Origin of the sequence: uncultured Dokdonia sp. (genome assembly GCF_947492815.1) — a bacterium.
Taxonomy (GTDB): domain Bacteria; phylum Bacteroidota; class Bacteroidia; order Flavobacteriales; family Flavobacteriaceae; genus Dokdonia.
Genome location: NZ_CANLOB010000023.1, coordinates 17,323 through 31,914 on the forward strand (window position 1 = coordinate 17,323; position 14,592 = coordinate 31,914).

A 14,592-nucleotide genomic window follows, 5' to 3' on the forward strand; every position below is an offset into this window, starting at 1 on the left:
TTTACGGGCATTTCAAAGCGCAAAGATACTATAAAAACAAGATAATTTACTCCTATATATACGAGGAAAATAATGCATTGATGGAAAAGTAAATATGTGGTATCAATCCCGTACATAAACCCCGTAATTATACCTGTTTTTCGAAAATACTCTTTTCTATTTATCGCTGTTTTTGATATTCTTTGTAATTTTTATTCCGTTAAAAACCAAAGGGTAACCAAAAATATACTCATGAGTAAAGAATCCTCAAATCCAGAAAATGTAGATAAGCCTACAGCAAACAATGTAAAATGCTGGGATAGCAATGGTACTACAAAAATAGTAACACAACGTCTTAAAGAGATGTTTGTTGAAATGGGACAAAAGACCCGAATCGAAAATGGTCAAAAACCAGCTGAACGTGCTGTGTTTAGAAAACAACACGGTATTGCTTATGGTAATTTTGTAATCAAAAAAGACATTCCTAAAAAATATAAGCTAGGCATTTTTGCAGGTGATTCTTATGAATGTGCCATGCGATTCTCCAGTGATACTTCGCCTACTTCAGCCGACTTACATTCTACTATAGGGGTTGGTTTAAAACTCTTTGGAGTGAAAGGAAGAAATTTATTTGGTGAAGGTGATACCGCTGATTTTATCTTTCAGAACATAGACAGATTCTTCGCTAAAGATGCACAACAGATGTGTGCCTTTACGACTGCAGGTGTGATTGATCAAGATTACGATAGTTATATTGATAAGCACCCAGAAGTTGGTAGAATTTTAGCGGCCATGGCAAAAGAAGAAGGAAGTTGTTTAAGTGCTAACTATTGGGCCATACTTCCTTTTGAATTAGGAAAATCACAGATTGTAAAATATCGTTTAGTTCCAGAAGAAGGAACACCAAAAGGAGCTCCTTTTGATGATACTAATTACTTAAAATTGGATTTAGAAAAACGTCTTCGTAATGGAGATGCAAAATTTAGATTTGAAATTCAGGTGCGAACAAATGATAAAACCATGCCGTTAGATGATGCACAAGTGGTTTGGAGTACCAAAGAAAGTCCATATATCTGTATTGCAGAATTACACATACCACAACAAGATATTACGGCTATTGGTCAGGCTGAGTTCGGTTCTAATTTATCATTTAATATCTGGCGAACTCTTGCGGCACACAGACCTATAGGTTCGATTGCAGAAGTGCGTAAAACGGTGTATGCCGCTAGTGCAGAAACACGACACCAAGCCAATGGACAACAATTACAGGAACCCAAACAGCGTTGTCCTTTTTTTCAAGGCAATACCGATGAAGATGATGATTGCATTGTAAGAGCGGGTATCTACCCTCCTATTGGAATCACACGTGTGGGAAATAGTGAGAATGACTATTTTTTAGGTCCGCTAGTAGATGTTCCCGAAGCTAAGGAAGATGTATATGCGTATAGAGATAAAACGGGCGCCTTAAAACGTCAAGCAGCTCAATTTAGGATTTATGGATTTAATGCAGCTGGAAAAGCGATTAAAGAATTAACACCTGACAAAGACACTCAGATTACTTGGCATGCCCATCTAGCAAATCAAAAGGCTTCTTGGTATCAATTTCAAATTGCCTTAGATATTCCCGATGCAAATGACCCAGATATACCGCCATCATTGTTACGTAATATCGATGTAAAAGATAGAAACTCCCTACATATAGATGGAGGAAAACAAAGTATCTCAAAACCTAATGTTACCAAGGGACATACGTTTGAAGGAGAATTTCAATCTAAAAAAGTCTATTTAGGAGAAATGCATACCGATAAAAAAGGGCGTCTCATTATGTTAGGAGGTCACGGGAAGTCTGAAAATATTAAAGGTGATATTGCCGTAACCTTTGCAAATAACGAAGGTTGGTATGATGATACTTCTGATGGTCCTATCACGGCAGATGTGACTTACAAAGGAGTCCCTCTAAATGTTGATCCAGCATGGGTAGTCTGTGCGCCACCTGATTATGCTCCTATGCAAAAATCGGTACGTACCATGTGGGATTTAATGCGTGATATAGCTGTGCAAGCTGGAATGCTAGAGCGTCCTGCGAGACCTTCGTTTATGAAAGATATTCTACCCATTTTTGAACGTATGACGAATTTACAATGGGTAAATGCAGGTTTTGCCGGTGCCTTTGGATGGGGAGGACAATTTAATTATACCTCTGAAGAATGGGTGCGAAAATTAGGCGATCCATCATCTGCAAATTATGAGATGCGCCGAACGATTTCAAATAATTTCCGTCGTTATGATGTGTCAGGAGCAGAAGCACCACAATTATGGCCTTGGATGTATGGAGATGCAATTTCAATTCCATCACAAGGATCTGTACGTCAACATTCGACTTTATCTAAATTACAATTATCATTTTTAGATCAATGGGTAGAAGGTGACTTTGATGCTGATTTTGAAGAATTAAGCACTGGTGTTATTAGAGATATAGATCAACTCCCAATATCAGAACAACCTGATATGTTAACCAAAGCCGCAATGGATTTTTGCCTAGCAGATGCGTTTCATCCAGGTTGTGAAATGACATGGCCTATGCGAACATCTGGAATGTACTCAGCGCCATTTAGACTTAAGCATGCGCCAAAGACACCAAAAACAGATACCAGTTATTATGGCTCTACAATGAATGGCGATGTGATTACCATGTCAGCAGGTCCTTTATTAGGAGGACAACCACCAGGAGGAATTACACGCTGGATGGCCATTCCATGGCAAACAGATACCGCTAGTTGTAGAGATGGGTATACAACATCTTATGATCCATATTTACCAACTTTCTGGCCAGCCAGAGTACCTAATAATATCTTAAGTGAAGAGCGTTATAAAGAAGCTATTGATCCTAAACTATCTGAAGAAACACGTAGAGAGGCGTTTGCCTATCGTTATTTCTGGTTAGATGATTTACCTATGGATGGAGAAGCACCCACTCAAACGAATCAAATCAATAAAATGGTTAAATATTTTGATAAATTGGCTGTTGTTCAACCACGACCAGGGGTTACTGATAACCCTAATTTCCCGCCAGAAATGCAAGTAGGTATTATTCCTAGTGAAGAACAACATGCAAAACTACTGGCTGATACTATGAAAGACTTGAAAAAAGTCATGAGTAGTAAAAAGCGTATGGGTAGAAAAGAAAAAGATTTATTGGATACTACTGTCAAGCACTTGTCGCATAAAAAACTATTGAATGAGCAATTCTTAATGAAAGGTGCAAAAGATCAGTTACTCACATTAATTGAACATGAACTTGTAGATGATTATAAGATCACGCCTAGTGTACAGCGATTATTAGATGTACTTGCTTCAAAAACGCATAAGGCAGATCAAGTGAAAACGACACAACATCAGAAACAACCTAGAAAATCTGTGGGAGTTCCTGAAAAAATGGTTCGTTTTGAACGTTTTATACCAAAAGAGCACTAGTTTTTGAGTAACATAAAAACAGATATACTTATAGTAGGTGGCGGTATTGCAGGTTGCATTGCCGCCATCTCATTAATAGATACACATACCGTGACGCTTATTGATAAGCTAGCAGTACCTAAAGAGCGTATCGGAGAATCCTTAGCGCCTGCGGCACAACGTATTCTTAAAGAACTTCAATTATTAGAGTCACTACATGCGCATCAAGAGCAACTCTATATCCAAAACCTAGGGATGCAATCCTACTGGGGTAGTGAGCAAGTACATATTATAGATCATTTACGCAATCCAGATGGGTTGAGTAAAAGTTTAGATAGAAAAGCATTTGAAATCTTTCTCCGGAAATCGGCTGTAGAAAGAGGTGTACAGGATATCTGGCCTGCAAAACTCCAAAGCAGTTCTTTAGAAAATAATATGTGGAATATTGTTACTTCTTCTGAAACACTTGAAGAACATCATATACAAGCAAAATTTGTTATTGATGCTACAGGACGACAGTCTCATTTTGCAAGAAGTCAAGGGATCAAACGCATACCTATTGATAAATTAATAGCATGTTGGGTAACACTTCCCAATACAGAAGAAAATAAAATGAGCACCATCACAGCTACAAAAAATGGTTGGTGGTATAGTGCTGTTATTCCTAATAACAAACGTGTTATTGCTTTTCAAACAGACTCAGATTTAATAGACCGCAGTACCTTTAAAGATCTAAATTCCTTTCTAGAACTTTCTAGAAGTAATAGGCAAATAGCAGCTATTCTAGAAAAGAATAAAGCAGAAATTACTTTTCATGGAGTAGTCGCAGCAAATTCTACACAATTAGAAAAAGTTACTGGATTACAATGGGCCGCGATAGGAGATGCTGCGATTAGTTTTGATCCACTCTCTTCTCAAGGGATGTTCAATGCTATGGCAAGCGCCATGCAATTAAAAGAGCTTTTAGTCATGTCTAACATTGCAAATCATCCTGATAGCATTATAGAAACGCAATTTCAAAAAATGTATACCCAACAAATAGAAGCCATCTGGGAACAATACGTATATCACAAAAACATCTTTTACAAAGCTGAAATGCGATGGAGTGACCATCCTTTTTGGAAAAGAAGACATCTATCTCTATAAAGCTAAATGCATTTCATATCTTTATAAGAAAAAGAAAATGCTTTTAAATATCTCCTATAATAATCCTGAGATTCGTAAAAAAATAGACAATGAGGTAGGAAAACCTTTTCCCTTTTTTGAAAGAATCAAACAAGGTAGCATTGGTCTTGGTCATCTTATCATCACGTCGTCTAGTATCGAAATACAAAACTTACTGGCTCTAGATAAATACCGTAATAAATGCAACATAGAGTTACGCCCTAATGGTATTATTATTGGTTTTAGAGCCTTATTAGAATCATATGCATTCGTAATTCCGTATTGGAAACTTACGATCTATAAGGGAGACGCAAATGAATATAGTATATACAGAGATACGTATTGTATAAAGATTGAAGCCACTGAAAAAAGAGTTCATCAGTTTATAAAACGTATTCTTAATGAAAAAGAAAAGCAAGCACCAGTCTCTATAGATGAGCTATAATTTTGTTGTTCTCTTGTCCATATTTCATATACGCTTTCGCGAAATCTAACTTGCGAGACTTTCCTGCTAGCAGGCAGGTTCACGATCGGAGAGAGAATGAAAATGGTAAAGCGAGCTTGTGAGGTTCACGCCTCAAAGAAAAGTGTAGCGTTAAAGCATACCTATCCTATTTAAAAAAGGAATAGCTAATACTTCCTAAGAATTAAAAGACACCATATTCTGCGTATTATTTTGTATCTTATAGTACTCAATTATTTAAAATTCGAATTTTATATACAGGCATTATTGCTAAATTTTACAAACCATCCTTGTTACTAGTATATAGTAATGTGTGATACTAAATTTCTCAATATATCATTCGAATCAAACCGATGTTTCACTAAAAATCAAAATTATGAAAGCGTTACTATTCGTTAGTTGTTACTTGATGGTTGCTACACTCGTTATGGGTGATGGAGGAAATATAATAGATGAAAAAATATCTTTAGAAGGAGTTTGGGAATTACAAAACCAACAGATGTATGAAGATGGTACAGTCTCTGAAACTGTAGAAAATGAAAACGGATATAGACAAGTCAAAATGTACAGTAAAGGAAAAGTAATGTGGACGCGTAATGATCCTTCGGATAGTAATGAATGGTTTGGATATGGAACCTATACTATTAAAAATGGAATGCTTGAAGAGCGATTAGAATATGCATCTGGCCCAATGATGAGAGTGGTAGATACCACACAAGTATTCCGATTTGAACTGGTTATGGAAAAGAAAGCGTATCAACAGATTCAATTGGATGATGATGGAAATCGTTTTCATGGAGAAAGTTATACACGTGTAGAATAAAATAAACTACCTACTAAAAAACAAAAAGCCTAAAATCGTATTGATTTTAGGCTTTTTTTGTCGGGGTGGCAGGATTCGAACCTGCGACCTCCGCGTCCCAAACGCGGCGCGATAACCGGGCTACGCTACACCCCGAATTGGTTATCTATATATCGCTTTGCTCCTCTTTTCTTTATCTTTTTCTCTAAAATCATAGCTTCAGATCTAGATAAAACTTCAATTTGCAAAACTAATTCCCAAGGTCCTTCGCCTTTTGTAGACGGTACTAAACCAAGGTTATGTCTTTTCAATCTTTTGTCGATATCTGTAGCTTGACCTACATAATATCTTGAACGTTTTTCGCTATATAATATATATACGAACATATTCTTTGTTATCTGGGTGGTCACGCCTCAAGCGTGACGACCTCCGCGTCCCAAACGCGGCGCGATAACTGGGCTACGTTACACCCCGAATTGGTGTTTTGCGGGTGCAAATATACTATTATTTATTAGTTACAAAACAATCTTTATGTAAATTTTTCACATAAATTATTTTATCTTTCTTTATACGCTTTCGCGAAAGCGTATACCTATGTAACACATGACTATGTTACTAACATTTCTATCCAATTCATTTTATAAGTTTTAGTTATCTTACATCCATATAATACTTACTTTATGAAACGTATCTTACTCTTTGTACTATGTATAGGATATACAGCAATTGCTCAAAAACAAGTTTTTGGTAAAGACGCTTTTGAGCATCAAGATAAAACACTTCCTTATCGTATTTTAAAACCTATAGATTTTGATGAATCCAAAACCTATCCTCTTCATATTTTTTTACATGGTTCTGGCGAAAGAGGAAATGATAATCAAGCACAACTCGTACACGGAAGTGAGTTATTTATAAAACAGAACGCCAATTATCCAGCGATTGTTATTTTTCCGCAATGCCCAGCAGATGACTATTGGGCACAACGCACCTATAGTACAAACGAAAAAACAGGCGCCAATGTATTTAAGTTCCCTAAACAAAGTAAACCTACATGGGCGATGAGTGCAGTGATAGCATTAATAGATCAATACTTAGAAGAAGACTATATCGATAAAAGTCGTGTGTATTTAGGAGGGCTTTCTATGGGAGGTATGGGTACCTTTGAACTACTCGCTAGACGACCTGCGCTTTTTGCAGCAGCAACACCCATATGTGGAGGTGGAAACCCTGATAACGTCTCTAAATGGGCTAAAGAAACTCCTGTTTGGATTTTTCATGGAGAAGAAGATAAGGTAGTTCCTCCCTATTATTCTAAAATTATGTATCGCTCACTTTTAAAAGCAAAGGCAAAACCTAAACTTACATTATATAAAAGTGTAGGACATAATAGCTGGGGGCGGGCATTTGCAGAAAAAAAATTTTTTGCCTGGATTTATAGTAAAAAAAGAAAAATTGATTAATGGATAATAAACAACTAGATACCATATTTCACTCTCTTATAGAAGATATAAAAGGAAGCAACGGTCATTGGCAATTTATTGTAGGTGATACACAAATCATTTGTCTTACAGATGAACTTCATAATAGAATGCGGTGTATCGCGCCCATCATAGAAACAGATAAACTAACGCCTACTGAAATTAATAAGTGTTTGGAAGCCAACTTTCATACAGCATTAGATATTAAGTATGCTATTTCTGATGGAGTACTTTGGTCTGTGTTTATGCATCCATTAAAAGAATTAAGTGCACGACAAGTAGAAGATGCTATTCAACAAGTATATGCAGGTGCTCAGAATTTTGGCACATCTTATAGTAGTTCTAACTTGTATTTCCCTACAAAAGAAGATCGAAAAAATCGCATGAATTAAATCCATAATTTGGGGTTCACAAAGCTATTTTTAGCACTTCATTTTATGTACATTTGTGTTGCAAAAAATCACACAAATGAAAAACACTGCATTAACCGCAATACATGAAGCTTTAGGAGCAAAAATGGTTCCTTTTGCTGGATATAATATGCCTGTATCTTATGAAGGCGTTAACGCCGAACATGAAACTGTTCGCAAAAGCGTAGGCGTTTTTGATGTATCCCATATGGGAGAATTTCTTATTAATGGAGATAAGGCATTAGACTTTTTACAACGTATCTGCTCTAATGATATTTCTAAGATTGGTGTGGGTGGTGCACAATACAATTGTTTACCCAATGAAGATGGAGGCATCGTAGATGATCTGATTGTATACCGCATTAAAGAAACAGAATACCTTGCTGTTGTAAACGCTTCTAATATTGATAAAGATTGGGCTTGGTTTAATAAACATAATTCTTATGGAGTGAATCTTAGAAATATCTCTGAAGACTTCTCTTTATTGGCTATTCAAGGGCCTAGAGCTGCCGAAGCGATGCAATCGCTTACAGATACAGATCTTTCTGCTATCAAATTCTATACGTTTGAAGTAGGACCATTTGCTGGCGCAGAGAATGTAATTATTAGTGCAACAGGATACACCGGAAGTGGTGGTTTTGAAATTTACTGCCATAATAAAGATGCAGCCATGATCTGGAATAAAGTCTTTGAAGCAGGTGCCGATTGGGGGATTAAACCTATAGGACTTGCAGCCCGTGATACTTTACGTCTAGAAATGGGATATTGTTTATATGGTAATGATATAGATGATACGACTTCTCCATTAGAAGCTGGTTTAGGATGGGTGACAAAATTCACCAAAGACTTCGTCAATAGTGAAGCATTAAAAGCTCAAAAAGAAGCAGGCGTTACTAAAAAATTAGTTGGTTTTGTTTTGGATGAACGTGGAATCCCTCGTCAAGGCTATGATATTGTAGATGATGAAGGAACAAAAATTGGTCACGTAACTTCAGGTACCATGGGACCTTCCGTTGAAAAAGGAATTGGTCTAGGCTATGTAGCCACTGCCTATAGTAAGTCAGATTCAAAAATTAACATACAGATACGCAAGAAAGCAGTCCCTGCAACCGTTGTAAGACCACCCTTCTATAAAAAAGGATAAGTAAACATTTTTTATCATACATTAAGAAGTTAGCTAACGATTCTTTTGTAATCATTTGCTAACTTCTTATTGAAATTCCCCCTTGTTATCGCTTACAAAAAATCAAAAGATAAAGTATTGATACTAGGCGCCTCTGGCTTTCTAGGTGCTGCACTCTATAAGGAGCTCTATAGATATTACGATACCTATGGCACCTATCATTCTGGAAAAATATATAGCGATAACAAACACTTTTTTAGGTACGACCTCATCGCCGATGACGTGTTTGAATTACTTAAAAAAGTACGCCCCTCTGTCATCGTATCGGCATTACGAGGTCCGTTTCCTGCACAATTAGAAGCACACGAACTCATTACGGAATATGCCGCTATGAGTGGTTGTCGTGTAGTTTTTCTATCGAGCGCCAATGTCTTTGACGCCTTCTCCCACTACCCTAGTTATGAGCATGACAAGACACTATCTGAAAGTATTTATGGGAAACTAAAAATACGTATCGAAACCTTACTCATGCGACACCTGTCTGAAAAACAATATGCCATTGTACGATTACCGATGGTTTTTGGTGTGCAGTCAGAACGTATACGCGAACTCAAAAACAACCTCTTGCTCGGAGAACCTATTGAAGTATTTCCGCATTTGATTATCAATACCACCACCGACTCCAAGTTTAGTCAGCAAGTACATTATATTATCAATCGAAAATTAGCTGGTATTTTCCATCTAGGCAGTTCTGATTTGATTCATCATAAAGAATTTATTCAGGACTTAATCGCGATGTTTGATATCCCTCGAAAGCCTCTCTATAAAAATGTATATACCAGTAACTTTGATCGTTACTTAGCCGTACTACCTAGAGACAATAAACTCCCTAAACATTTAGGAATCACCAATGAAGAAGTGGTTGCTGGGAGTCAGAAGTTGTAGTCTAAACACAAACAAAAGTAAGGCGACTGAGTGATTTTATCATAGCTGAAATTGTATCGAAATGCTGACTCGTAAATAATGACATAAGACCGCTTTGCTATAGGACGTAGGACATAAGACTTTTTTAATCAAAAACCCACAATCAGCAATCCACAATCTCCAATTATTTCTTTTTTTCCGCTTTCGCGAAAGCGTATTAAGAAATTAGATTATACATGAAAATTATAATCAATAAAATTTTCTACTACATTTGAGTAAAAAATAAAAGAAATGAAAAGTATATTATTTTTTGGAAGCTTTCTTGTTTGTTTATGTTCTTATGCACAAAAACTTCCTATGTCTTTAGAATTTAAAAAAGCATACGAGAATGAAACAAGAAGTTATACAGGAGAATCTGGTAATAAGTACTGGCAAAATAATACATCTTATGACTTAAAAGTAAAGATTAATCCAAGTAATAAGTTATTACAGGGTACTGGTAAAGTACAATATATTAATCATAGTCCAGAATCTCTGAATTACATATTATTACATGCATACCCTAATTATTATAAACAGAAAATTGACTCTAAAGATTCTGAAGCTAATAAAGGGATGATCATAGATGAAGTTAAATTGCAGGAACTAGTAATCAATTTAAAAGATAAAAATCAATTTAAAATTTCCGACACACAGTTCTCATTACAATTAACTTCACCTCTATCTAGTGGAGATACATTAAATATTGAATATAAATGGCATTATACCATACCAAGTAAAAGATTCAGAAGGTCTGGCGCAATAGATAGTACTTCAATGTTTATAGCTTATTGGTATCCTGAGGTTGCTGTATTTGATGATATTCATGGTTGGGATAATATTACATATGATGCCACTTCAGAATTTTATCATGATGTAGCAAATTTTAAAGTTGAAATTGAAGTACCTAAAAACTACATGGTTTGGTCAAGTACAGAACTAAAAAATCCATCTGAAATATTTCCTAAAAAAATTCTAAATCGATTAAATAAAGCTAAAAATTCATTCAAATCAATTACTATTATTGGTAAATCTGATATTGGATTAGAGGTTAATAATAATCTCTGGAAATATGAAGTAAATAAAATACCAGATTTTTCTTTTGCATTAAGTGATCATTTTATTTGGGAAGCTACTTCCTACAAGGACGAAATGGGTGAATACTTTTTAAATATTGTTTATGATATAGAAAATAGTGGTTTTTCAACAGTTCTTAAAGCTCAACAAGAATCACTTAAGTTATTTCATAATAAATTTCCAAAATATCCATTTCCATATAATAATTTCACAATTTTCAATGGTAATTATGCTGGAGGCATGGAATTTCCTGGAATGGCTAACGATGATGTATGGAATGGTAAAGAGTTTTCAGAATCCTTAGGTTATGAGATCTCTGACTATCAAGCAAATTTTGGTTTAACTCTTCATGAAATGTTTCATATGTACTACCCATTTCTGATGGGTATTAATGAAAAAAGGTATGGGTGGATGGATGAAGGTTGGGCAGAGTTTGCTGAATATTTTAGTCCTGAACTTTTAAAATATAAATATGATAACCAATATATTACCAAACATTGGGTAGTACCAATGATGGTTCCAACATATACTAGACCAAAATATTCAGGGATTAATTCATATACAATAAGTTCATTCTCTTACTACTCACTCTACTATTTACTTGGAGAAGAAACTTTTAATAAGTGTTTTAAAGCATTTATTGAAAGATGGAAGGGAAAACATCCTACCCCTTATGATTTCTTTTTCACTTTTAATGATGTATCTGGTAAAGATTTAAATTGGTTTTGGAATAGATGGTATTTTAATTTTGGTTATCCTGATCTTAAAAATGATGGGATAAAAGACAATAAATTAACGATTATAAATGAAGGAGGACTTCCTTTAGCTTTTGAATTAATTTATAGCTATTATGATGGTACAAAAAAGACCGAGATAATTAGTCCAGAATGCTGGAAAAATAGTGATGTATTTACTAAAGAAATACTAGATCTAAATCTGTTAGAATCAATAGAACTTAAGGCAGGTAATTATACTGACGCTCTATATTCAAATAATATATGGACAAAAGAGAAAGAATAATTAGTGACATAAGACCACTTTGCTGTAAGACGTAGGACTCCGTCATTTCGACCCCGCTAGCACTCATCTATAACAAGTACTTTCAAATACTCCTTGAATAACCCATCATGAAAGAACTCACCATACTCATCTTCCTACTATGCCTCGTGATAGGAAAATGGTGGTTTGATAAGTGGTTATTCAACAGAAAACGTAAAAAACGACGCGACTACTACCGGAACGTCTATCTAAAATCAGACGCCTGGAAACGCAAACGCTATGTCGTTTTAAAACGAGATAACTGGACCTGTCTGTATTGTGGAAAGCGAGCAACCCATACCAGTTGTTAATTGAATTTACTAGAAAAGAAAATGATTATTTTTTTCTTTATATGAAGAAGAGAAATAAGGCATAGCCTTCGCTACGGCTTCTTTTTATTCTGAAATAGAAAGGAAAAAAGGACGTTTTATTACGGTAAATTCAATTAGTAAATGGTATAAGGTCCATCACAAACGATATGCAAAAAAGAACATTGGCAAAGAACCTATCAAATGGCTTGTCTCTATCTGTAAAACGTGTCACGATGGTTTACATCAATAAAACAGCATCCTGACACGCCTCACAATTCTCTTATCTATTATCTATTATCTATTATAAGGATATTCACTGATCCAATGGAAACCTCTATTAATCAATAAAAAGTCCTCCTCTCCTAATTTTCGGGTTTTCCCAGAGATAGTATCATTTTTAAAGATGTAGTGAAAATCTAAGGTGTTTTCTGTTTTCGTATACTCAAAATCAAAAGAGCTAGTAGCATCATCAGAAGGTGAAAATGTAATCTTTTGTTGTCCCGTAGAATCAATCACAATGTTATAATTCACCCTTTTCTTATTCATTTTTTGTACTTGTACCCTACCCGCTCTTTCAAAGCGTAATTCTTTCCAACGCACATCACTATTGTAATCTACAAGCGTATCGCCATTTACCACATAATTGGTTACTTCATAAATCCCGTATAGTGGTGGGTTAGGCTCATTTAAACCATATACTTCTTTAGAATCTATGGCATTATAAAGACCATACCCTAAGGCATACGCAACGATCAATCCTTTTAAGACACCTAAACTAATCCTTAGCCACTTTTTCAATGGAGGTCGTGGAATCGTTGTTAATTTTTCTACGGCTTTATTAGTGACTAAAAACTGCATTACTTTCCTAATATCACGTGATAAAAGAAATACGGTCATCAATACCAAATGTGTAGATAAGATCTTCACAGGGACATCAAAGAAGTAATTAACCGCCATCACATTCATCGTAGTCATTAAGGTAATCACAGCGCCAAAAGTAAGCGTACGTCTAAATAATAATAACCCTGCTAGTACTTCAGCAATTCCCATAAACATATTATAGCCTTCAGAGAATCCTAAAAAAGTCCACGCTAATCCCATAGGAGAAGATTCGCCATAGGTCTCCATCAATCTATAAAAACTAGGAGGTTGAAACTGTAACTGAATCACCTTTACTAAGCCATAACCAATAAGCATTAATCCCACATAATAACGCATTCCTGTCGTTAACCAGTAATATAATTTTTTATAATTAGTACGTTTTCTATCTAACAGAGACCAAATCAAAGTTCCGATGACAGCCGTTAGAAAAACAATAAAAACAACCAAATAATCATAGGTGGTATCTCCACTACCATTAGGCCCTGTATTTACATCATATGGAATCCCAACAACAGCTTTACCAAACCAAGTAGCAAAACTTTGCATGAGCTCGATAGGCTTCTCTGATATATATTCAAAATAAGGATAGGCACCATTGTTTTGAAAAAGAATAATTAATAGGAAATAGATAAATGAAAAACGGAACCCTATTTTTCCAACGCTAGACCACTTATTTTCATCGGTTGAGGATGTATACGTCATCAAAGAAAGTACAATTAATAACAGATACAATAGTGTAATAAAAATACCAATATTAGGAAGGCTTGCTTCTGGATTTCCGGTATCATCTGTGATATCTTTTCCTTCTATTAAAATCGAATAATTCCCATCTACACGATCATCACTAGAACTCGAGGTAAATTCTCTTACCAAAGAAATTTCACCTGAAGAAATACCTGGACTCCAATCTGGAATAATGCGATCTGCTACCTTATTTTCAAAACTAGCATTCTTAATTTCTACAGGTTGATACTCCCCTGCATCATCTTCTATAAAAAGTTCTATCTTATCAAAAAAGAACTTCCCATTATACATACAAATACCTCCAAAAACAATCTTTTCTGAAGCTGCATTTATCGTCCCTTCGACGGTATACTCAGTCCACAAATTTGTTTTGATAGGCCTATCTCTCATATTGTCAAAAAAACCTCTCCCTTGTTCGGGTTTATTATCTACTCTCGCCCAAATTCCAGACCAAGCCTTTTCATCATTGGTGTCGGTTTTTGCATATGCGACCACTTTAAATTTCTTTATCGAGTCTGTTTGAACTTCTACTGTTTGCGAAAATGATGTCCAGTATCTAGAAACTTCTTTTACATTTTGACTATTTACAGAGATACTAAGTAAAATTGTGAAGAGAATGGTGATGAACCTTTTGATATACATGATAGTTAGTTTTATGAACTAAATATATAAAACTATAAAAAGCATAGTATCTCTCCTTACGTT

General features: G+C 35.3%; 11 protein-coding genes and 1 tRNA gene. 9 read left to right on the forward strand and 3 right to left on the reverse strand.

The window, feature by feature from the left end; translation table 11 throughout:
* Positions 1–231 precede the first annotated feature (231 nt).
* From Q1A01_RS17805 to Q1A01_RS17820, 4 genes are all read left to right on the forward strand, one after another.
* Positions 232–3,453 (forward strand): LodA/GoxA family CTQ-dependent oxidase, encoded by a 3,222-nt coding sequence (locus Q1A01_RS17805; RefSeq protein WP_299683649.1) that lies wholly within the window; start codon positions 232–234, stop codon positions 3,451–3,453.
* Positions 3,454–3,456: 3 nt separating this feature from the next.
* Positions 3,457–4,578, forward strand: a complete 1,122-nt coding sequence (locus Q1A01_RS17810) for a tryptophan 7-halogenase (RefSeq protein WP_299683650.1) — start codon at positions 3,457–3,459, stop codon at positions 4,576–4,578.
* 37 nt (positions 4,579–4,615) lie between these two features.
* A complete protein-coding gene (locus Q1A01_RS17815; RefSeq protein ID WP_299683651.1) occupies positions 4,616–5,041 on the forward strand; it encodes a hypothetical protein in 426 nt (141 codons plus the stop codon).
* A 394-nt stretch (positions 5,042–5,435) separates the two neighbouring features.
* Positions 5,436–5,882, forward strand: coding sequence for a hypothetical protein (locus Q1A01_RS17820; RefSeq protein WP_299683652.1), 447 nt, complete (start codon positions 5,436–5,438; stop codon positions 5,880–5,882).
* Between the two features lie 60 nt (positions 5,883–5,942).
* Here the strand turns inward: Q1A01_RS17820 and Q1A01_RS17825 are convergent.
* Positions 5,943–6,017, reverse strand: a tRNA-Pro gene (locus Q1A01_RS17825).
* Positions 6,008–6,247 (reverse strand): GIY-YIG nuclease family protein, encoded by a 240-nt coding sequence (locus Q1A01_RS17830; RefSeq protein WP_299683653.1) that lies wholly within the window; start codon positions 6,245–6,247, stop codon positions 6,008–6,010. Before Q1A01_RS17830 ends, Q1A01_RS17825 begins: the two co-directional genes overlap by 10 nt.
* Before the next feature lie 294 nt (positions 6,248–6,541).
* On the opposite strand from Q1A01_RS17830, the gene Q1A01_RS17835 reads away from it, so the two are divergent.
* From Q1A01_RS17835 to Q1A01_RS17855, 5 genes are all read left to right on the forward strand, one after another.
* Positions 6,542–7,321, forward strand: coding sequence for a prolyl oligopeptidase family serine peptidase (locus Q1A01_RS17835; RefSeq protein WP_299683654.1), 780 nt, complete (start codon positions 6,542–6,544; stop codon positions 7,319–7,321).
* Positions 7,321–7,731, forward strand: coding sequence for a hypothetical protein (locus Q1A01_RS17840; protein WP_299683655.1), 411 nt, complete (start codon positions 7,321–7,323; stop codon positions 7,729–7,731). The genes Q1A01_RS17835 and Q1A01_RS17840 overlap by 1 nt, the downstream gene beginning before the upstream one ends.
* 76 nt (positions 7,732–7,807) lie before the next feature.
* Positions 7,808–8,893, forward strand: a complete 1,086-nt coding sequence (gcvT, locus tag Q1A01_RS17845) for a glycine cleavage system aminomethyltransferase GcvT (protein WP_299683656.1) — start codon at positions 7,808–7,810, stop codon at positions 8,891–8,893.
* Between the two features lie 69 nt (positions 8,894–8,962).
* Positions 8,963–9,817 carry a sugar nucleotide-binding protein gene (locus Q1A01_RS17850; protein WP_299683657.1) on the forward strand — a complete coding sequence of 285 codons (855 nt, stop codon included), beginning with the start codon at positions 8,963–8,965 and terminating at the stop codon, positions 9,815–9,817.
* A gap of 270 nt (positions 9,818–10,087) precedes the next feature.
* Complete coding sequence (locus Q1A01_RS17855) at positions 10,088–11,932, forward strand: M1 family metallopeptidase (RefSeq protein WP_299683658.1); 1,845 nt, start codon at positions 10,088–10,090, stop codon at positions 11,930–11,932.
* A 623-nt stretch (positions 11,933–12,555) separates the two neighbouring features.
* On the opposite strand, the gene Q1A01_RS17860 is transcribed toward Q1A01_RS17855, so the two are convergent.
* On the reverse strand, positions 12,556–14,529 hold the full coding sequence (locus Q1A01_RS17860) for a hypothetical protein (protein ID WP_299683659.1): 1,974 nt from the start codon (positions 14,527–14,529) through the stop codon (positions 12,556–12,558).
* Positions 14,530–14,592: the final 63 nt, after the last annotated feature.

What these genes read in the sequence shown, in the direction of transcription:
- gcvT (WP_299683656.1), top strand. Translation starts at nt 7,808, where the DNA reads ATGAAAAACACTGCATTAACCGCAATACATGAAGCTTTAGGAGCAAAA.
- Q1A01_RS17805 (WP_299683649.1), top strand. Translation starts at nt 232, where the DNA reads ATGAGTAAAGAATCCTCAAATCCAGAAAATGTAGATAAGCCTACAGCA.
- Q1A01_RS17830 (WP_299683653.1), bottom strand. Translation starts at nt 6,247, where the DNA reads ATGTTCGTATATATATTATATAGCGAAAAACGTTCAAGATATTATGTA.
- Q1A01_RS17815 (WP_299683651.1), top strand. Translation starts at nt 4,616, where the DNA reads ATGCTTTTAAATATCTCCTATAATAATCCTGAGATTCGTAAAAAAATA.
- Q1A01_RS17835 (WP_299683654.1), top strand. Translation starts at nt 6,542, where the DNA reads ATGAAACGTATCTTACTCTTTGTACTATGTATAGGATATACAGCAATT.
- Q1A01_RS17860 (WP_299683659.1), bottom strand. Translation starts at nt 14,529, where the DNA reads ATGTATATCAAAAGGTTCATCACCATTCTCTTCACAATTTTACTTAGT.
- Q1A01_RS17840 (WP_299683655.1), top strand. Translation starts at nt 7,321, where the DNA reads ATGGATAATAAACAACTAGATACCATATTTCACTCTCTTATAGAAGAT.
- Q1A01_RS17820 (WP_299683652.1), top strand. Translation starts at nt 5,436, where the DNA reads ATGAAAGCGTTACTATTCGTTAGTTGTTACTTGATGGTTGCTACACTC.
- Q1A01_RS17855 (WP_299683658.1), top strand. Translation starts at nt 10,088, where the DNA reads ATGAAAAGTATATTATTTTTTGGAAGCTTTCTTGTTTGTTTATGTTCT.